Origin of the sequence: Candidatus Contubernalis alkalaceticus (genome assembly GCF_022558445.1) — a bacterium.
In the GTDB taxonomy this organism is placed as follows: domain Bacteria; phylum Bacillota; class Dethiobacteria; order SKNC01; family SKNC01; genus Contubernalis; species Contubernalis alkaliaceticus.
This window is the reverse complement of record NZ_CP054699.1, coordinates 710,540-730,383: the sequence shown is the minus strand read 5'-3', so window position 1 is coordinate 730,383 and position 19,844 is coordinate 710,540. Positions and strand designations below refer to the sequence as shown.

Below are 19,844 nucleotides of genomic sequence, written 5' to 3'. Positions count from 1 at the left end.
TAGAGCTTGGAATTGTATTGATAAAATTACTACTAACAAAGGTGCCTGCCATAGGAAATGCAAGTGCTATCATAAAGATGCTGCATATTACAGATAAAAAGACCAGTGCGCTGGTTATCTGCTATACCCAGCCAATTATAGGGTTGTGCTGTTTATTAAGTTCAGCACCAATTACCACAGCATCACCCATATCCCTTACAGATAACTCTTCCGCCTGGGCTTCATCATATCCCTGATCAGTATAAAATTCTATTTTATCCAATATGTGACTTTCAAGCTCAGATTTAATATCATCTCTGTCAAAAGGAAATTTTATCAGCATTTTTAAATAGCTTTCCGAGGGAGCTGTATATCCTTCAAATTTCCTTGCAGTAGTAAAGGTAAATATAGGGAACCCTTCCCTTTCCCCCAAGTGAACAACTCTGCCGTATAATGAATCTATTAAGTCCTTTTTTCCCTCTTCCACTACCTGTTCCCAGGGAATTATAACAGGGAAACTAACACTGTTCTCCTGGGCTACCACGTCACCAAACTGTTCCTGTTTTATAAGGTACATTCTTACCAGGGTTGAGCTTTTGGGGTTGACATGTTTGTCTTCCCGACTGCCAATGAAGGCAACACCGCCTCCCCACCTGCGAGAATATCCCGCAAAGTACAGGGGATGCTCTATGAAAAGGTGCTTATCTTCTGCAGGCAGGGTTCTGTCCCGGCACCCACATTCGTAAGCATTCGACCCTTGAGGGGTTCCACCCTGTATATAACATAAAAAACGGTCCCGGCATAAGTTCGAACCATAACTGGCATACCAAACAAGTGATTTATCTAACATAATTGAGTTTCTTCTCCCTACCTTTCCACTTAATTATCTTCTAAATATACACCTTTCCCATATCCTTTTAACTGTTATTCATAATATTTTCTGCTGGCACCTCTGCTCCCTGTAGATAAGTTATGGTTTAAGGTTTATGTCCTGTATTACATTTCTTTTCTGTCTGCCGGGCTTATGCCCGGAGATTCCGACCCTTGAACTTCGGGAATTTCCAGAATCTCCTATATGGGGTCAGTTCCCCACCAATTTATTTAAAAAGTCGGCAAAAGCATCATTAACTTCATGTCTTGATATGAAGTTAATGTTTGGAAAATATTCTGCTTCATGATATAAACCATTATGATTATAGATTCTGATTGTGACGGAATCGCTTAATGCCCCGGCGGCAGAGCCCATTGAACCATCAATACTTGTGCTGCCGGAGATTGTTTCTTGGTCTGAGGTTGAACTTTTGTCGCTTGATTTAATTTCTGCCGGTGTGTCCTCAGCATAATGAACTGTGCCTTCATCAGCTTGATTCTCCGGTAATGTATCTTCTAGATAGTCGGGCGGCACTTCAATTTTATCCGAGACTGGGGCTTGGACTTCGTTATTTTTGTCATTATAATTAAACAACCTATCAAAATACTTGTCGCTTGCATTTTTCATTACAGAATAGTGCCGATAAAACTCCTCAATTTCATCGCCGGCGGTAATTTCATTTATTATATCCAATCTCCGTTCAATTTTGCTCTGCTCGCTGTACCGTATAAACAAAATTTTTGCGATATCTTCTGAACTGTTCATTCCATATAGTTCAAGATAAGCTCTGACATCCTCGTCTTGATTGTGAATATAGCTCTCAAAAACGAAGAACTTGAAAAGGACGTATTCATTGTCTTTTTTTACTGCAACCACTGCTTCCCCTTTGGCAGGGAAATATTCATAAACATCCAATCCAATCAGGCTTTCATCTACACTTGTTGTAATGGTTGTAATCATGCTGCCAATATCCTGTTCATCGATTATTTCCGGTAATGAAAATTCTGATTTTTGTGCCTCCGATAAAATGATATAATGTTTATTGTCAATTTGAAATTGATCTTTAATCTCATGGATTAAGAGTTGATCAGATTCATTTATTCTGTTGTCAGCAGCATAATTGTTATTTTCGTTATTAAACAGCAAGCCATTGATCAGCAGAGCCCCAACCACAACAAACACTAATGCTAAGGCCGGGACAACCGACCTTTTATTAATAAACTTCATATTATTATCCCTCTTTCTATCTTCTAAAAGATGTAAAACATTGTTTAACATTCTTTGTTTTGCCTCATCAGTTGGCTGTATCTTATCAAGTGATTCTATTATTTCTTCTTTCTTCATTTTAAATCACTCTCCAGGTCGATTTTTAATATTTTTCTTCCGGTTGCCAATTGACTTCTAATTGTAGATTCATTTATATTTAGCATCTTAGCTATTTCTTTTGTGCGGTAACCCTCGTAATAATACAAGTAAACTATTGTCTTGTATTTGGGGGGAAGTTCCATCACTTTTTTTAAAGTATCATCATCAGCAAAAGGCTCGTCTGCTGCCACTTCTGCCATGGTATCTATGTTTACGATTTTCCTCCACCAGTTTTTAAAAAAATCTTTGCAAAGATTAGTGGCAGTCCTAATTAACCATGCTTTTTCGTGTTCTTCGCTTTCAAAATGTGTTTTATCTTTCATAAGCCTAATAAAGGTGTTTTGCACCATATCCTCGGTATCGTGCCGGTTTTTCATATACACGGCACAAACGCGATACACAGTTTTTACATGGCGATTATATATCTGTGACAGTTCTTCATTCGTACGCAATAAAGAACTCTGCACTTCACTCCACCCTTTGCTTTATATACGATTGAACGCAGCAAAATGTTGAATAGATAATGAAAATTTAATTGCCCGAAAATTCGGCCCCTGTTTTCGTCATTTTCTAGAATCTCATAATAAAGGGCTATCGAACCCCTTGTACTTATCTTTCCAAAACGGTTTGTCCAATTCTGCTGGAACTGGTGTCCCCTTTAGCCGGAATAAGCACAAGAGTATTAAATATATTGTAATTGTAAATGTTCACTACTTACTTCCCGAATTGAACAGACCATGTGTTATAAAATCTTTGTAAATGGCAAAAATGACCTATCCTTAGTAACGACATTTTGGGAAATTACCTTACCCTCATTATCTATGTGTATATTTTCTTTTCTAGATAAAACCAGCCAAAGCATACATTTAAGTTCTTTCGCTTTTTCACAAGCATATTTAATAGCTTCCTCTTCAGATTGTATCTCTGCGGGAATGTTACAATGGCCGTATACTGACGCCATCCATCTTATTGTTAAATGCATCTTAATTGGTGTGTTGACCCATTTTTGAAATTCTCTCTCCCGCTGTTCTTTATCCTGCCGGATAAGTTTATCAATCATCTCTTGGTCAAGATTTAGGGCGTGTATCATCTTTTTCAAAACCTCAGGATGAACAATTCCTTCCCGTTCAAGTTCTATAATCCTTCTCATTCCCCGGTTGACGTTTTTATAGCCCATTAAATGAGCCAATGTGAGATAATTTAACCCTTTTTTCAGTCTTTCTTCTCTTATATAGTTAGCAAGGTTTTTTAACATTGCAATAACCTCTTTCTTGATATAAATGATCCTTACATTATTGTCCTTACTGCTGCTCATGGCAGGTTAAAGCAAGGCAGGACAAAGCCAAATCCATGGCATCAATATATTCCTTTTCAAAATCAAACTCCTTCAACCGTTCTTCCAGTTCTAAATTTAGCGTTTTAAATATCTCCCTTACAACATTTATGCCGGGCACATTTTGCTCAAAAAACAGAGATGTTTTTTCCTGATTATAACCGGAGAATAATTTGTGGGTTAACCTGTCTGCCTCTATTTTCAATTTTCCCCTGATTAATTCACTGCCTTCCAGCAATTTTAAGGATAGCGCTACCAGGGAATGAACCTGTTTATATTCTTTTGAAACCGGTTCGACAGTATATTCCCCTTCATTATCTAAAAGATATTTAATTGATCTTAACAGCTGTTTTTTATATAATCTTATTTCATCTGGAGCAAGCAGAAAGGATGACAAACTGAGGGCCGTGATTTTTAATTTCTTATACAGTTTATCTTCGGGACTGTCTGCAAAAGAACCATCGGCCTGCTGTTTTAAAGCCAAATAACGCAGTGATTTTTTAATTGTTCTTTCAGAATTCCTGCTTCGTCTTTCTAGTGATGGTATTATGAAGTTGACAGTTGATTCATCAATATGAACAGCATCATCAAAACTCATAAAGTCACAGGTATCCTCAAGGGTATTTTCTCTTACACGCCTCAAAGAATGATAGCAAGAAACTGTTATACTTGCATCTGAATCTCTTAATAACTGCCAGTTTGCCGGGGGAGATACGGGAACTACTATGGTTTCGGGGAGTCCGGTAATTTTATCTGTCCTTTCTTCTACGGCTACGAAGGAGGTATATAAGATAGGCCTCCTAAAAAAGGTATCTCAAATAATCTTTTAAACCAACTTGTTTTTATTAATTCAAGATATAATTGATCGGACAGAAATTCATAAATATAAGTATTTATATTTGGGAGCTCAAACCCTCTTTGAAGGTCTTCTATTAAAGATTTTAAATATAAATCGTCAGTCATAAGTTAATCAAGCTCCTATCTGCAGCAGTATAATAAAAAATAAAAAAATAATAACAATAAACATTTTGAACAATTTTACCATCTATAATTTATTTTATTATGTCAATGTTATTCTGGTGAATTTAATTATATATACTCTTTGATATGGAGTAATAGTAGGATTTTCAATTATAATTCTGGAGACATGCTTATCTTGTATATTTTTTTATATAATTCCACCTAATTCCTGCTTATGTTTATATTTTCCAAGTGAATAATTAATGGATAATTATTCTAATTACATCTTATTCCTGCAAACTTGCCGTAATCCCTTTGTAGCAAATTGTTTAGTTTTGTCGTATTATTGCCCGAATATCCGCCCCGTGCTTTCGGTATTTTCAAAATCCGCCATAAAGGGCTATCGAAACCCCTTGTCCTTACCTTTCCAAAACAAATACATTTTAGCATATTTCCGGACATAATGCCTGCTGCTAAGAATGTACCCACTTCTCATAAAAAAAAGCGGGCAATAAAAACCCGCTTCTTAGCCGTGCAATATTTTTTTATTCCAGTTATTCCGCTTCTTCCTCTTCGTCATCCTCTTCCGCTACTACCTCATCAGTCTCGTCCTCTTCATCATCTTCAACTTCTTCAGTATCTTCTACATCTTCAATTACATCTTCCACCGTATCTTCAACATTGTCTAACTGATCTTCAACCTGTTCCCCACATCCTGCAAAAAGACAACCCATAGTAAACAGCAGGATAAGGCTGATTATTAAGTACTTCTTTTTGAACATTAACTCTTCAACCCCCTATTCATTTTTGCACGGTTCCGTTCAAAATATGCGGGGGCTTGTAAAAATATAACAAGTTATATCAAATCAAATTATTATTTGGCTTGTTGCATAAATCTCCGCATAAAGCCCAGCGCTTTAGCTACGACTGGAACTAAAAATTATTATGGTGATAATATGAAATATAACAGTCTCTCATTTCAAAACTAAGGGGAGGAGATTTATATGATTGAGGTCAAAGATCTTACCATGACCTATAAAAATGGAAAAGGAATCTTTGATCTTTCTTTTTCTGTTGAGGAAGGGGAGGTATTCGGCTACCTTGGGCCTAATGGTTCGGGGAAAACCACCACCATCCGCCAGCTGCTGGATTTACTAATGCTGATAAAGGACGCTGCACCATTAACGGACTTGACTGCCGAACTCAGGCAAAGGAAATTCAAAAGTTCTTGGGGTATCTGCCGGGGGAAATTGCTTTTTTCAGCGATATGACCGGCACACAGTTTTTAAAATTCATGAATGAAATGCGGCGATGTAAGGATAAAACCCGTACCAACAATCTCATCCAACGGTTTGAACTGGAAACCGGCGGCAGGATTCGCAAAATGTCTAAAGGTATGAAGCAGAAACTGGGCATTATCACAGCTTTCATGCACGACCCTGAAGTCTATATTTTGGATGAACCCACCAGCGGCCTTGACCCGCTGATGCAGCGCTATTTCATAGATTTAATTATGGAGGAAAAGTCCCGGGGGAAAACCATCTTGATGTCTTCCCATAACTTTGGGGAAATTGACCGTACCAATGACCGGGCCGGGATCATACGGGAGGGCCGGCTTGTAGATGTGGAAGACGTACATTCCCTGAAGGCATCACAACGCAAGGCTTTTTTAGTAACCGTTGCCTCTTTAGAAGATGTTAAGCAGCTTCAAAACAGCGGACTGGATCTTGGAAGTATAACGGACAATCATGTTGAAGTCTATGTAAGTTCTAATTATGACCGCTTTATTGAAACGCTGGCTAAATGCAAAGTGCTGGAGATGAATATCCCATCACAAAGCCTGGAACAGGTGTTTATGAAATATTATGGACAGGGGGTACAGTAATATGAATTTCACCTTGTTTAAGGCTACCACAAAATCAAACTGGATTACTCTTGCCATTTTTTTTGTAATTATGATAATGTACATGGGAATAATCATATCCATGTTTGACCCGGAGAGTATTGACAGCGAACTCCCTGGCTTTTGGTGCGGGAGTGCCTATCGCGTTTTTCGTACTGAACATGCTGGCCAATGTAGGAGAAAAATACGCATGGTTGGGGAATCTTTCCCTATTCACCCTGCTGGATCCTTTAAAATTATTAGACGGAAATTCCTTTACCATTACTGCCAACGTAATCTTTTTAATTGTCGCGACAGTAATGTACGGCGGCGGGATTCTATTCTTCAGTCGCAAAAACCTGCCCATTTAGGTAATATAAATATTTTTAGAAATATTTCCTTCACCAAAAGGTTCCTAGTTTATCATCTGATGTTTTACGTCAACAATGCCGCTTCCAAGAATTTTTGACATTGTACCATAATCTCCATAGCAATACTCTTCAATCAGCGGAATAACATCCTCTTTTACTATCATTCCGAATCTATCAGCACTGGTGACAGCCTTCTCTTTTTCAAGGAAATAAGAATGTCCAATCTGTAAGTTGCGAGCGTCCTGTCCTATGTTTTCACATATGCGCTTGTTAAGTTCTTTAAGCCATTCTCCAAGGGGCATCCCCTCAAAAGATACGCCTTGAAACAGGCTGTAATCCGGCATTAATTCAACAAAACCAAACCGACGCCTGAGTGCAACATCCAGCAGTGCAATAGAACGATCTGCCGTGTTCATAGTACCCACAATGTAAACATTTTCATAATACTACTATGTTTCAAGTTGAGAGAACTTATTTCTTTTATTCTACAAATATATCCAATTTCCTTGTAATATTTTAACATTACTCTTGTCCGGAGCCAGCTCATTGACATTATGATTATCCTTACCTTTAAGCTTAATACATTTGGCCGTACGAAGTTTTTGGGAGGTATAAAACACCATATCTCATATAATGATGAGATGATGAAGAGCTAAAAATTCGCTACTACCAGATATAAACTTTACTCACCACATGTTATAATAAAAATACTAAATAGTCTAAAAATTATTTTGGAGGTGCGTAGGTATGAGTGTTGATGAAATACTAAAGCAAGCACTTAAGCTGAAACCTGAAGAGAGGTTTATACTTGTGGAAGGTTTGATTAAGAGTATTGATGAGCCAGATAAGAAGATCGATGATTTATGGATAGAGGAATCAGAAAAAAGGCTTAAAGCGTATAGAGAAGGAAAATTAGAAGCTTTCCCTATGGAAGAGATATTTAAGGAAGAGTTATGAGAGTAATATTTTCTAAGTATGCTAAGCTAGAACTTGAGGATGCAGTTAGATTTTATGAACTTCAACATTTTAGACTTGGCAAGAGATTTAAGGAAGAAGTAAGTAAGGCAGCTTTGCGAATTGTTGAGTACCCCACAGCGTGGTCGATTGAAAGTGGTGAAGTACGAAAGTGCCTCTTCATAAGTTTCCGTATCAACTATTATACTCAATAGAAAGTGACCATATTTTTATAAAGGAAAAGAAGAGTTGTTTTTTTCAGTTTATGAAGACCTTGCCCACGAGTATGTTAACTTGATGGAGGAAATCATGGATGGTGCAGAGACTATGGACACGGAAGATAAGCTTTACCATATTTTCCAGGAGTATATTACTTACTACATGAAAACAGATCAGTTACAGCCCAGTTAGTCGTAAATATTACTGGCAACATTAAAGAACATTTATTTCAAGTGGGCAATACCTACCTATATGAGGTCTGTCACCCACAACACTAAAGTGATTGTAAAAATAATCGAAAAGACCAGAACATTTTTCTGGGGCAATCATCCCTGAACAAACCCTTTTCTATTCCTTCCGCAAAGAGTATCCTGACAAATATGGAACATTTTCACCGCACTTCTAAAAATTTTATCCCTGTCTCAATTAAAAATTAATACCTTTTTGTAATTGTTCTGTTAAAATGTCACTATTACAAAAAACCATAAATATACAAAAAACCATAAATAAAGAAATTGTCAGGAAAGCTAGGGAAGGGATTCTAAACTGGATGATGATTTTGCCGGAAATGAGGAAGGAAAAATTTGTTAAAGACTTATGGAGAGACCTGTGGCTGGGAGTGAAAAAACAATAGTAATTATCTGGCAGATGCCAGTGAGGAAATATTTGGGCTGGAAAGCATACATAACGACCGGGAGGTCCTAAAACCCCGCGACAATATTATTGTCCATACCAATCATTATCTTACTGAACGGCTTAAAACGGGAGATATGGCAGCTCAAATTTTCCCTGACAGTTTTAAACGTATAGAAAGAATAAGATATTTAATGGATGAGCATTATGATAAGATAACCCCTAAAGTTATGATAGATATACTTTCCGACCACGAAAACTATCCTTATTCCATCTGTCGTCATGTAGACAGTTCTGTGCCACCTCAGTATCAATCTTCTACCCTGGCTTCTTTTATAATGGTTCCTGAAGACGGCGTAATGTATGCAGCGGCCGGGAACCCCTGCAGTTTCCAGTTCGCTGAGTATATGATTTAAGATAAGATACGCTTCGTCGTCAGAATGATGCTTAAAAATAATCAGTATCAAAAGTTAAATAACCCGTAATTCCTTATATGATTAAAGGGATTGCGGGTTATTATTCATAATTTAATCAAGATTAATGCAACCATTTAAATTACTTTTCTATCTAATATAGTATAAGACATATTATTGGGGGTGGCTAATATTGCGGATCAACTAAGCATTCTAGTAAAAAAAGCAAAAAAGGGCGATGGAGAGGCCTTTGTTAAAGCCATAAAACTGTATGAGGGTGTTTTATACGGCGTTGCAAAAAGGCTTCTAGATTGTGATGAAGATATTGCCGACGCAATGCAAGAAGCAATAATGAAAGCGTTTGAAAACATCAATACCCTGCAAAATGAACAGTACTTTAAAACGTGGGTCTGCAAAATCTTAATTAATAAGTGCAACGAGATCTTGCGTAAGAACAAAAAGCTTATATGTGTTGATGAAGTTCTACCCAATAAAGTTAGTGGCAATGAATTTCTCCGGATTGAATTAAACGATGCCATCAATAGTTTAAATCATGATTATAAATTAGTAGTTATTCTGTATTACATAGTTGGACTAAACACAAGAGAAATTGGGAATTTTTTAAAGGAGCCTGAAGGAACCGTAAAATCTAGACTTTCAAGGGCAAGAGCAACCTTAAAAAAGAAGTATTACAGTGAGGAGGGGTGTTCTGAGTATGGAAAAAAACTTTGAGAAAAAAATAAACAAAATTCTGCAGGAAGATAGCGAAATACCAAAAAGTGTTAGAACAGCACTTGACAATACTTATAGTGAAATAAAAAAATATGGAAAGAAGGAGAAGATAAACATGTTTTGGAAAAAAGGTATAGTTGCTGCTGTTTGTATTCTCATTCTAGGAGTGCTAGCAACAAATAGCTCAGTAATCGCAAACATTAAAGGTTTCTTAGGGTTTAATGATTCGGGCATTGAAAGAACAGTAGATGAAGGACTTCTACAGCCAATCGACAGTATGGTATCTAACCAAAACATAACTATTTCCCTTGATAGTTACCTTTACGATTCTTACAAAATGGCGTTTATTATGACTGCCAAATTTGAGGAGGCTGATCTGCTAAAAGGAATAGATGATGTGGTCTTAGACTTTAGAGTCAAAAATGTCGACGGTATATATATTGTTGAAAATATTCCAGATACAAAACCATTAAAAGCAGATAATCTACCTCATATCATCAATGCTTTTTCAGTGCATAGTTATATTGATGATACAAAACCGGAAGTTCAGTTTTATTTTGTAATCGAATCAATAAAAGGCCAAATTCCAAAAATTGAGAATGCAGTCGTTGAAGTAGAAACCATTAGACTTTTCTCCTCAAACAATTTATTAAAAGAAATTGACGGTCAATGGGATTTAGCACTAAATGAAGACGGTTACCTTGAAAGAGAGATCGTTAAATATACTGCACAAAAGCAATCTTCAGATATAGAGATTCTGTCTGCCGTATCAACTCCCACCTCTTTTAATGTCAGCTTTGTTCTTAACACAGTAATTGAAGGTTCGGGAGGTTTGTTTCAAATGAAGCTCATTAGCGAAAATGGAGAGGAATTTGAAGGACAGGGCTTTGTGATGGAAGAAAATGAGGGTAAAACTATCATCACTACAAACTTTCGAGCTAGTGCTTTTCATAATTCAAGTAAATATACATTACGAGTATTCTTGATTGGCCCTCCTGAAAAACAGCTCCTGGAAGACCAAACAGTCGAATTAATTACACATTAGCAAACAATACTTTAAACTGTCCTATAACAAAAACCCCTTACCTTTTAAGGTAAGCGCCCAATAAGTCGGTGTATGGTAACTTCCCTAGTAATATGAGACAATTCTCTAAATTAGAATTTGTAGAGTTTTTCGACCAGGTCGAAAAACTCCAAAAGGAGGTTTAGAGTTGAACACCAGGGAAGTTACTAGAAAGTACCGGCTGAATCAATGGACTCAAATTATCCGCGAATGTCGCAGCAGTGGACAAACCGTCAAGGTATGGTGCGCTGACCATGACATCAACCCAAAAACTTACTACTATTGGTTGCGGAAAGTACGTGAGGCGGCATGCGAAGCCATCCCATCTCTTGAAGAAAATAGTTCAATCGTACCAGTAAACATTCCAGCAAATGCAGACGGTCCAGTTTCAGAGTCGACTTCACAAATTATTCTGCGGTTTGGTTCTGTTACATTGGAGCTTCGCAACAATGCATCCACGACGTTAATCGAAAATACCTTAAGGGCACTACAAAATGTTCGGTGATATCTCCAAAGCCGAGAAAATATATATTGCTTGTGGTTATACTGACATGAGAAAGGCAATTGATGGACTTGCTGCTATCGTCCAACAAAACTTTCAGTTAAATCCCTTTCAGAACAGTTTGTTTCTCTTCTGTGGCCGGCGCCGCGATCGAATCAAAGCACTCTACTGGGAAGAAGATGGATTCGTGCTCCTGTACAAGCGATTAGAAAACGGAAAGTTCCAGTGGCCAATGAACGCCGAAGCAGTTCGTTCTATTACAAATCAGGAGCTTCGGTGGCTCTTGGAGGGACTTTCCATTGACCAACCAAAGGCCGTAAAAAAAGTTAAGATAGAGGGTGGTTTTTAACTAAAAAAAGTGCTAAGAATGCCCATAAACACTGGCTTTCTGGACGTTTTTATGCTATACTAAATATAGTAAAAATACCAAAGGAAACCATCATTTATGAGCGCATCCGAGCAGTTGTTAGAAAAATTAGAAAACCGTATATCCCAACTGGAGCAGGAAAACAAAAAGCTCCACGATACAGTCGAGTATCTGACACGTAAACTTTTCGGGAAAAGCTCTGAGAAGACATCGTCCCTACCCACGGGACAGATGTCTCTTTTTGATGAGGCAGAAATAGAAGCGAATCCGAAGGCCCCAGAACCTGACCTTAAGGAAGTGCAGGGTTATCGAAGAAAGAAATTTAAGGGACAGCGAATGGAGCTATTGAAAGATATCCCTCGCGATAAACGCCTCTGCACTCTTGCTGAAGAAGATCGCTTCTGTGAAGAATGTGACACCACTCTTTTATCAGTTGGTGAAGAATTTATCCGCACCGAAGTTGAGTATATTCCTGCCAAAGTCAGGGTCATTGATTATTACCGTGAAACCTTCGAGTGCCGAACCTGTCGTAAAGATGGAAAACCATACATGGAGAAGTCGCCGATGCCTTATCCGGTAATTCAGCATTCCATGGCGTCTCCATCTACAGTGGCTTGGGTTATGCATCAGAAATTCGTCAATGCCCTTCCCCTTTATCGGCAGGAAAAGGAATGGAAGACACTTGGTGTGAACCTAAGCCGCGCTACCATGTCCAATTGGATTCTGGCTGCATCCCGTGACTGGTTGCGTCCTTTGGTGGAGCTGATGCACCAAAAGCTGATGCAGGAGCATTATATACATGCAGATGAAACGCCCGTGCAAGTAATGAACGAAGTGGGGCGCAAGAACACAACAGATTCCTACATGTGGTTATACAGTTCTGGCCAGCATGCCAAACACCCCATCCGGATCTTCGAGTATCAACCGGGAAGGAGCGGCAAGTACCCGCAGGAGTTCCTGAAAGACTATGAAGGGTATCTCCACTCGGATGCATACTCTGGGTACAAAAAGATTCCAGGAATCATAAGATGCCTGTGCTGGGCACATGTCAGAAGGAAGTTTGTCGATGCACTTCCCAAAGATGCCCATCGACCTGAAGCTACCTTTTCAAGCCAAGGCATTGCCTACTGCAACAAACTTTTTGAGATTGAAAAAAATCTCGAGAAGCTACCAAGTGAACAGCGCAAAGTAGAGCGTCTGAAGCAGGAAAAGCCTGTTTTGGAGGCCTTTTGGGCGTGGATTTATTCCACAAAGAAAAAGGTGCTTCCCAAATCCAAATTGAGCGAAGCCTTGAACTATGCCCTAAACCATAAGAAGGAGCTAACGAATTATCTTAAGGATGGTAGCTGCTCTATTTCCAACAACCTGGCAGAAAACAGTATCCGTCCCTTCACTATTGGACGAAAGAACTGGCTTTTCAGCGGAAGCCCTAAAGGAGCTGCAGCAAGTGCAGCCGTTTACAGTATCATTGAAAGTGCCAAGGCTAATGGCCTAAATCCATACAAATACCTATATTTCATCTTTAGCGAGCTTCCAGGCGTACAGTTTGGGCAACATCCAGAGTTCCTTGAAGATTATCTTCCATGGAGTCAGGATGTCCAGGAAAACTGCAAGTAAAGAAAAAGAGGCAAAAACTTAGTTTACACTAGTTTTTGCTTTTTTTATATCCACTGACTTATTAGACGCTTACCTTTTAAGTAAATAAAGGAACCGGGGGTTTTGTTATATTGCTTCGCGAATTTTTTTCTAAAATTCATCCGCTTTCATTTTAACTTTTTTTAAATTTCCATCTTGCTGATCAATAAGTTGTAAGGTATAGCCAAAAACTTGTTGTCCTGAGATGGTAAAATTAAACCTTTCATCAGCTTTTTCATAATTTGTTCTAGAACCAAACAGATGCTCCTCTCCATGCCACGTCTTACCTGAAGCAAATCTTATTTCATAAGAGCCTATGGGCATCAAAAGATCAACATCCTGGCCTGAGTGAATAAATATTGTTAATACGGGGCGCTTTGAATCCCATTCAACTACTTTAATAAAATAGAACAGCTCTTGTGGCTTGGTTATTATTTTAAAAGGAGCAATCGCTTCCTCCTCAGAGTACTCTACTGTTGTTCCATGCTTAGGTAATGGTTGAATTGGTTCATTAAATAGCGGCTGCACTATTTCTGGGTACGTAGTAACAGGCTCAGCAGCTTGTTGCTCATGCTGAGCATTATTATATATAGAAATCCCTAACACAATAATAAGTATCCAGGCTAAAGCTACCCATGTTTGATCTGATTCACTGCTCATAAAGTTAAATGTTTCCCTTATTAGATTTTTAACTGCTTTACTTAGGACTGCAAGCTTTCATTAATACAAAGACCTCTTAAAATAATGAATTACTTATTATCTCAGCCATCTTCAATAATTTGAAGTCACAGTTATTGGATAATTATTCTATTTACTTTTTATTTCTGCAAAAATAGTGCAATTCCTTTGTAGTAAAATGTCTAGTTTTGTCATACGGCTGGAAAAATAGAGACCCAGTAAGCGAGACCTTGAAAACCAGGAAATACTTGAAGCTGCTAAGAAAAGCTACAATGAAAGTGGCGGCATATATTATTCATTTGGTTAACATTTTTTCAGCTCTGTGTACTTAAGCACAATAAACTTCTAATAGAGGGGTAAATATCCGAGGCCAGGTATGCAAGTCAAACAAAACGTCCCCTTGACTTTCCTTGACTTTCTTGACTTTCTATCGAGAATTTGTGGAAGGAATACATCCGAATTACCGAGTACTTCAAACTTATGGCGAATATCATCTATAACCCTTTAACCCTATCTTACTAACCACGGGGTTAAGTATAAAAGGTAATACCATTTTGTTAATTCCGGAAAATAAAAAAAGACGAGGACACTCAACTGCAGGATGATCAATGTAAGGATAAGTGGATGGTTTTGAGGGTTATTCAAGTTATCAATCTCAATCTGTTATGACACCTATAACTATAAAAATGTATTTACTTGTTTTCTATGACTTCAAAAATACAATCAGCCAATGGTCTATAATTACTATCAGCTGCAGCAGTAATGGTTGCCTTTAACAGTGCTTCCGACCCAATTAAAGACCAGTTAATAATATAGCCACATTTTAACGCTAATTGACGTATAAACTCCCTTATGCCTCGGCCATTCCCTTCTCTAAACGGGTGAATTATATTTATTTCAGACATGTAATAGGCTGCCTTTTCAGAAAATTTTTCCGCACTCAATCCTATTAAAAACCTGTCCCTTTTCAGTTCATTAAGTAGACTATCTAGATTTTCTTCTATATACTGGCTTTTACAAAATTCTGTTAGGCCCTTGCGAATGTTTTCAGTTCTAAATTTACCAGAAAAAGGATAAATGTCTTGAAATATATACCGGTGTATCCTCTTAATATGAGTAATCCCAAATCTTCCTCTAACAGGTTGTTCTTCTTCAAGTTCGTATTGCCGAATTAGCGTTATGTCAGCTTCATATTTTGCTAAAGCTTTTTCATCCCTAATATTCTCTTTATTTATTAAGATTTCAGTATCTTTATAACAATATTTAGATTGGTCATTTTGTTTACGGTCATATCTAGAAAAACCGCTCCTGCTGTTCATTATTTATCCCTAAAGCTAGATGCGTGTTTTGCTTTAACTTTAGCAATAGCCTCACTACTACTAATTTTACCTTCCAAATACCGTTTTCCAACTACCTGTGCATGCATACTTGGTTTTAAACCTTCAAATGCTAATGAAGCTCCTACACTTGCAATTACTCTCTTTGTGTTTAATCTTTTGGGCCTTATTTTTTTAGTCTCTATTCTTTTAGTCCTTATTATTTTTTTCAAGATTATCACCTCTATTAGCATTATACTCAAATATAAGTTATAAAACAATTAAGGTTAGGACTATTTATTACGTTCTCGCTTCTACCAGGTGCTGGATTTCAAGTATTATTCGCTCCTTATCAACGTGTTTATAAAATAATTCCTAATTATTAGCTTTTCCTCTATCTATATAACCTAATGGAATATAAGTTTAAAAGGTTTTAAATGTTAATTAGAGGAATTTATATACTAATAATAAAAAAAAGGAGAAAAAAATGGAATCAGTCAAAAAAACCAGAAAAATAGATAAAATAAATAACATTACTACTGTATGTGGAATCTGTACTGCCCACTGCGGATTAATTCTAAGCATTAAGGGCAACAAAATTATAGAGGTCAATGGACAAAAAAATCACCCCGTCAGCAAAGGTTATCTTTGTTCAAAAGGAAAAGCGTTAGCTTCTATCATACATGCTCCCGACCGATTGAGATATCCCCTTAAAAAAAACAAGGGGGGAAGCTGGTCGAAAATTTCTTGGGATAGTGCTTTGGACTTTTTGGCAGATCAGCTAAAAAAAATTAAGGCCCAATATGGGCCCCAGGCTCTGGCAGTACACGTAGGATATCCGGGAGTAGGCAGAGAATTTACTTCATATTATAATCTTTTCTGCCAGGCCTTTGGAACTCCCAACTTTTCCACACCCGGAAGTCACTGTCACTTCTCTAAGTTTCTGGCCGCATCAGTTACTATAGGGACTCTTCCAGTCCCGGATTTTGGAAACAGTCGCTGCATCGTGTTGTGGGGGTCTAATCCATCAGTAACATCCCCTCTTGCTGCTAACCTTATAACCAAGGCTCGAAGAAACGGAGGAAAACTGATAGTAATTGACCCTAGAGAAACATTTATGGCAAAAAAAGCCGATCTACACCTGCAGCCTCGTCCCGGAACCGACGGAGCACTGGCTCTGGGGTTCATCCAGGTAATCCTAAAAGAGAAACTATATAATAGCAATTTCGTAAACAACTGGATTATCGGCCTGGACTACCTGGTGGAGTATTTAAAAAGTTATCCCCTAGAAAAAATCGAGAAAATCACAGGGATTCCCCAAAGGAAAATAGAAAAAGCTGCGAAACTCTATGGAAGTAATTCTCCGGCTTGTATTTCACCAGGCATTGCCCTGGAGCTGCAGTCTAATGGTTTCCAAGGATTGCGGGCTATCTACTTGCTGCAGTCATTATGTGGAAACCTGGACATAAGGGGAGGCAGCCTCTTTCCACAGCCCAACCCTATGGTTTCGCTGCTTTCAGAATTGCCTAAAAAAGAGAAACCCCCGGCTGTAGGAGAAAAAGAATTCCCCCTTTTTTATAAATGGTTTCAAAACGCACAAGCAGGACGCTATATTGATGCCATACTGGAGGAGAAACCATATTCTATAAAAGCCATGCTGATAGCAGCAGGAAATCCAATGTTAACCTGGCCAAACAGCAATCGGGTTAAAAGTGCTTTAGGAAAACTAGAGTTCGTGGGAGTAATAGACCATTTTTTAACGGAAACAGCGAAACAAGCCGACCTGGTATTACCCGCCGCATCGTTCCTGGGGCGTTTAGACCTTTTTAGCAGCAATGGAATAACAGGATTTCAAAAAGTATACCCGGTGAAAAAGATATTGAAAGAAGATATTCCCTCTGATTGGAAAATTTGTCGCCAACTGATGAAGAGGCTGAATATGGAGCATTACTTTCCCTGGAATAGTGAAGAAGACGTTATAAACCACCGTTTGAATTCTTTAGGTATTACCTTCGAAGAGCTCTGTGAAAAGGGAAGTTTAGAATGGAATTATCATGAAAAGAAATACATTAAGAATGGTTTTCTTACACCTTCGGGAAAGGTAGAAGTCTACTGCAAACAGCTGGAGAAACTTGGGTACGACCCTCTCCCGATTTATAAAGAAACTGCGGAAAGTCCAGTTTCTACTCCTGAATTAAAACAAGATTATCCTCTAATTCTTACCACAGGTACCAGAGATATGCCTTATATCCATTCCCGTTTTCATAATATTCCACCCCTTCGACAGCTTTCACCGGAACCTCTGCTGGAAATCCACAGAGAGACAGCAGAAAAAATGGCACTTAAAAATAATGATAAGGTAATGCTGGAATCTCCCCGGGGAAGACTGCAAGTGCTCATAAAGACCTCCCTGGACATTCTTCCAGGAGTTATTTCACTTTCGCACGGCTGGGAAGAGGCCAATGCAAACCTTTTAGTAGATGACAAAAACCTTGATCCAGTTTCCGGGTTTCCTCCATGCAGGGCTCTCCTGGCAAGAATAGAAAAAATAGCTGATTTAGATGAATGAGCTATGGTTGAGAAATCACCAAAACCAGGAATAAAAATCATTGGCTGCTGTAAAGATGACACGCAACAAAATGTCCCGGCATGTATTCCTGAAGGGTAGGTTCTACCTTGATACATATACCTTTTTTTTCATCACACCGACTGCTGAAACCACAACCTCCAGGGGCATTAATAAAACTCGGTATATCTCCTTTAAGTATTTTTCTTTTTGATGTTTCTTCAGGAAATACTATGGGAATAGCAGATAATAATACCTGTGTATAAGGATGCAAGGGGTTCCGGTATAAATTTTCGCTATCCGTAATTTCTACAATTTTCCCCAGATACATTACCCCTACCCGGTCTGAAATATACTGCACAACACTTAAATCATGAGCAATAAACAAGTATGTCAGATTCAATTCTTTTTGCAGATCAAGAAGTAAGTTAAGAATCTGTGCTTGAATAGATACATCCAATGCTGAAACAGGCTCATCGGCTACAATGAACTCTGGGTTTAGGGCTAATGCTCTGGCAATGGCAATTCGTTGTCTCTGCCCTCCGCTGAATTCATGAGGAAACCTGTTAACAAAAGTATAACTTAAGCCAACAAAATCAAGTAGTTCCCTGATTCTTTTTTTCCGTTTGGTTGAGTGAAAACCATGAATTATTAATGGTTCTTCAAGAATATCTTGTAATGACATCCTGGTATTTAGTGATCCATAAGGATTTTGAAACACCATTTGGAAATTACGCCTCATGACCAGAAGCTCTTTTGAGGATTTATTAATTAAATTTTCACCTTTAAAAAACACATTTCCTGAAGTTGTATCTAAAAGACGCAAAATAAGTTTTCCCATGGTAGATTTACCACATCCGGATTCACCAACAATACCTAAGGTTTCTCCTTTTTCAATAGAAAAAGTTACATCGTCTACAGCTTTAACTACATTTTTGTTCTTCGCAAAAAATCCGCTTCTTAAGAAAAAGTGTTTTTTTAAACCTTCAACCCTTACCAATTCGTTATTCACAATCCGTTCCTCCTTCCTGAAAACAACGAACAAAATGACCTGGAGAAACTTCAGAAAACCTGGGTTTTTCCCATTTGCACTTAGTAATACTGACTGGACATTTAAGATAAAAAGGACAACCCTGGTATTGTGAATGAAAATCAATTGACTGTTGATATTGTATAGGAGTTAACCTTTCTTTTTTCCCAAGAACCGGTATAGAATTTAGTAATCCCTGCGTGTAAGGATGTAATGGATTTTTAAAAATATTTTTTACATTTGTTTTTTCAACAATTAACCCTTCCAGCATCACCGCAACTGAATGGCACAACTCTGCAACAACACCCAAATTATGTGTGACAAGTATTATGGATGTATTAGTTTTAGAATGAAGCTCCCGGAGCAAATCTAATATTTGGGCCTGGATGGTAACATCAAGGGCTGTCGTGGGCTCATCAGCAATTAACAGCTCAGGATTAGCAGACAATGCCATAGCAATCATTACCCTTTGACGCATTCCGCCACTGAACTGGTGGGGAAATTGTTTGGCCTTTGAATAAGCAGAGGGAATTCCCACTTTCCTTAACATCTCCACAGCCCGGGCCCAAGCCTTTTTCTTAACTGCTTTATCATGAATCAAAGATACTTCTGCCACCTGATCTCCCACTGTATACACAGGATTGAGGGAAGTCATAGGATCTTGAAAAATCATTGCCATTTTACTTCCCCTCAATTTGCGAAATTCTTCTTTTGTTTTTTTAAGTAAATTCTCTCCATTTAAAAAGATTTTTCCTTGAACATCACAACTGCCAGAATTGCCCAATAAGCCTAAAATAGATAATGACGTTACAGTCTTCCCAGAACCAGATTCGCCCACCAATCCCAAGATTTCTCCTTTTTTTACAGAAAAGTTCACATTGTCTACTGCCCGTATATCTCCAGATTCAGTTTTAAATGTTATGGTTAAATTTTTAATTTCAAGTAAATTCAATTATCGATTCCCCATTCTAGAGG

At 38.0% G+C, this 19,844-nt stretch carries 23 protein-coding genes and 1 pseudogene; 12 read left to right on the top strand and 12 right to left on the bottom strand.

The window, feature by feature from the left end:
* Positions 1 to 121 precede the first annotated feature (121 nt).
* The 6 genes from HUE98_RS03490 to HUE98_RS03465 form a co-directional block, all read right to left on the bottom strand.
* Positions 122 to 829 (bottom strand): permease prefix domain 1-containing protein, encoded by a 708-nt coding sequence (locus HUE98_RS03490; protein WP_241422496.1) that lies wholly within the window; start codon positions 827 to 829, stop codon positions 122 to 124.
* 231 nt (positions 830 to 1,060) lie between these two features.
* Complete coding sequence (locus tag HUE98_RS03485; RefSeq protein ID WP_241422495.1) at positions 1,061 to 2,194, bottom strand: hypothetical protein; 1,134 nt, start codon at positions 2,192 to 2,194, stop codon at positions 1,061 to 1,063.
* Positions 2,191 to 2,682, bottom strand: a complete 492-nt coding sequence (locus tag HUE98_RS03480; protein ID WP_241422494.1) for an RNA polymerase sigma factor — start codon at positions 2,680 to 2,682, stop codon at positions 2,191 to 2,193. The genes HUE98_RS03485 and HUE98_RS03480 overlap by 4 nt, the downstream gene beginning before the upstream one ends.
* A 275-nt stretch (positions 2,683 to 2,957) precedes the next feature.
* Positions 2,958 to 3,470 carry a hypothetical protein gene (locus tag HUE98_RS03475; RefSeq protein WP_241422493.1) on the bottom strand — a complete coding sequence of 171 codons (513 nt, stop codon included), beginning with the start codon at positions 3,468 to 3,470 and terminating at the stop codon, positions 2,958 to 2,960.
* A 46-nt stretch (positions 3,471 to 3,516) separates the two neighbouring features.
* Positions 3,517 to 4,146, bottom strand: a complete 630-nt coding sequence (locus HUE98_RS03470; RefSeq protein WP_241422492.1) for a hypothetical protein — start codon at positions 4,144 to 4,146, stop codon at positions 3,517 to 3,519.
* 916 nt (positions 4,147 to 5,062) lie between these two features.
* Complete coding sequence (locus HUE98_RS03465; protein ID WP_241422491.1) at positions 5,063 to 5,290, bottom strand: hypothetical protein; 228 nt, start codon at positions 5,288 to 5,290, stop codon at positions 5,063 to 5,065.
* A gap of 222 nt (positions 5,291 to 5,512) precedes the next feature.
* Here HUE98_RS03465 and HUE98_RS17840 point away from each other — a divergent pair.
* The 3 genes and pseudogenes from HUE98_RS17840 to HUE98_RS03455 all read left to right on the top strand — a co-directional run.
* Positions 5,513 to 5,919, top strand: a pseudogene (locus tag HUE98_RS17840) (ATP-binding cassette domain-containing protein); the annotation flags it as partial.
* On the top strand, positions 5,893 to 6,393 hold the full coding sequence (locus tag HUE98_RS03460; protein ID WP_407080297.1) for an AAA family ATPase: 501 nt from the start codon (positions 5,893 to 5,895) through the stop codon (positions 6,391 to 6,393). The pseudogene HUE98_RS17840 and the gene HUE98_RS03460, both read left to right, overlap by 27 nt.
* 104 nt (positions 6,394 to 6,497) lie before the next feature.
* Entirely contained in the window at positions 6,498 to 6,761 is a 264-nt protein-coding gene (locus HUE98_RS03455; protein WP_241422490.1) for a hypothetical protein, read from the top strand.
* Positions 6,762 to 6,805: 44 nt separating this feature from the next.
* Here HUE98_RS03455 and HUE98_RS03450 read toward each other — a convergent pair whose 3' ends face one another.
* Positions 6,806 to 7,177 (bottom strand): 5-methylcytosine-specific restriction endonuclease subunit McrB, encoded by a 372-nt coding sequence (locus HUE98_RS03450; RefSeq protein ID WP_241422489.1) that lies wholly within the window; start codon positions 7,175 to 7,177, stop codon positions 6,806 to 6,808.
* A 331-nt stretch (positions 7,178 to 7,508) separates the two neighbouring features.
* Here HUE98_RS03450 and HUE98_RS03445 point away from each other — a divergent pair, with 331 nt between their 5' ends.
* From HUE98_RS03445 to tnpC, 8 genes are all read left to right on the top strand, one after another.
* The gene (locus HUE98_RS03445) at positions 7,509 to 7,718 is read left to right on the top strand and encodes an addiction module protein (protein WP_241422488.1); all 210 of its coding nucleotides are present in this window, start codon (positions 7,509 to 7,511) and stop codon (positions 7,716 to 7,718) included.
* 246 nt (positions 7,719 to 7,964) lie between these two features.
* On the top strand, positions 7,965 to 8,126 hold the full coding sequence (locus tag HUE98_RS03440; RefSeq protein ID WP_241422487.1) for a hypothetical protein: 162 nt from the start codon (positions 7,965 to 7,967) through the stop codon (positions 8,124 to 8,126).
* A 449-nt stretch (positions 8,127 to 8,575) separates the two neighbouring features.
* Positions 8,576 to 8,983 (top strand): carcinine hydrolase/isopenicillin-N N-acyltransferase family protein, encoded by a 408-nt coding sequence (locus HUE98_RS03435; protein WP_318036538.1) that lies wholly within the window; start codon positions 8,576 to 8,578, stop codon positions 8,981 to 8,983.
* Between the two features lie 180 nt (positions 8,984 to 9,163).
* Positions 9,164 to 9,712, top strand: a complete 549-nt coding sequence (locus HUE98_RS03430) for an RNA polymerase sigma factor (protein WP_241422486.1) — start codon at positions 9,164 to 9,166, stop codon at positions 9,710 to 9,712.
* A complete protein-coding gene (locus HUE98_RS03425) occupies positions 9,696 to 10,757 on the top strand; it encodes a DUF4179 domain-containing protein (protein WP_241422485.1) in 1,062 nt (353 codons plus the stop codon). The genes HUE98_RS03430 and HUE98_RS03425 overlap by 17 nt, the downstream gene beginning before the upstream one ends.
* Before the next feature lie 166 nt (positions 10,758 to 10,923).
* Positions 10,924 to 11,280, top strand: a complete 357-nt coding sequence (tnpA, locus tag HUE98_RS03420; RefSeq protein ID WP_241420423.1) for an IS66 family insertion sequence element accessory protein TnpA — start codon at positions 10,924 to 10,926, stop codon at positions 11,278 to 11,280.
* The gene (gene tnpB / locus HUE98_RS03415; protein ID WP_241420424.1) at positions 11,270 to 11,626 is read left to right on the top strand and encodes an IS66 family insertion sequence element accessory protein TnpB; all 357 of its coding nucleotides are present in this window, start codon (positions 11,270 to 11,272) and stop codon (positions 11,624 to 11,626) included. The genes tnpA and tnpB overlap by 11 nt, the downstream gene beginning before the upstream one ends.
* A gap of 96 nt (positions 11,627 to 11,722) precedes the next feature.
* Positions 11,723 to 13,261, top strand: coding sequence for an IS66 family transposase (gene tnpC, locus HUE98_RS03410; protein ID WP_241420425.1), 1,539 nt, complete (start codon positions 11,723 to 11,725; stop codon positions 13,259 to 13,261).
* 129 nt (positions 13,262 to 13,390) lie between these two features.
* On the opposite strand, the gene HUE98_RS03405 is transcribed toward tnpC, so the two are convergent.
* From HUE98_RS03405 to HUE98_RS03395, 3 genes are all read right to left on the bottom strand, one after another.
* Entirely contained in the window at positions 13,391 to 13,939 is a 549-nt protein-coding gene (locus HUE98_RS03405) for a hypothetical protein (RefSeq protein WP_241422484.1), read from the bottom strand.
* A 710-nt stretch (positions 13,940 to 14,649) separates the two neighbouring features.
* Positions 14,650 to 15,276 carry a Fic/DOC family protein gene (locus HUE98_RS03400; RefSeq protein WP_241422483.1) on the bottom strand — a complete coding sequence of 209 codons (627 nt, stop codon included), beginning with the start codon at positions 15,274 to 15,276 and terminating at the stop codon, positions 14,650 to 14,652.
* A complete protein-coding gene (locus tag HUE98_RS03395) occupies positions 15,276 to 15,506 on the bottom strand; it encodes an antitoxin VbhA family protein (protein WP_241422482.1) in 231 nt (76 codons plus the stop codon). Before HUE98_RS03395 ends, HUE98_RS03400 begins: the two co-directional genes overlap by 1 nt.
* Before the next feature lie 254 nt (positions 15,507 to 15,760).
* On the opposite strand from HUE98_RS03395, the gene HUE98_RS03390 reads away from it, so the two are divergent.
* Positions 15,761 to 17,842: a molybdopterin-containing oxidoreductase family protein gene (locus HUE98_RS03390; protein ID WP_241422481.1), complete on the top strand. Its 2,082-nt coding sequence runs from the start codon at positions 15,761 to 15,763 to the stop codon at positions 17,840 to 17,842.
* A gap of 37 nt (positions 17,843 to 17,879) precedes the next feature.
* On the opposite strand, the gene HUE98_RS03385 is transcribed toward HUE98_RS03390, so the two are convergent.
* Together HUE98_RS03385 and HUE98_RS03380 are read right to left on the bottom strand one after the other, a co-directional pair.
* Positions 17,880 to 18,851, bottom strand: a complete 972-nt coding sequence (locus HUE98_RS03385) for an ABC transporter ATP-binding protein (RefSeq protein ID WP_241422480.1) — start codon at positions 18,849 to 18,851, stop codon at positions 17,880 to 17,882.
* The gene (locus HUE98_RS03380; protein WP_241422479.1) at positions 18,844 to 19,821 is read right to left on the bottom strand and encodes an ABC transporter ATP-binding protein; all 978 of its coding nucleotides are present in this window, start codon (positions 19,819 to 19,821) and stop codon (positions 18,844 to 18,846) included. The genes HUE98_RS03385 and HUE98_RS03380 overlap by 8 nt, the downstream gene beginning before the upstream one ends.
* Positions 19,822 to 19,844: the final 23 nt, after the last annotated feature.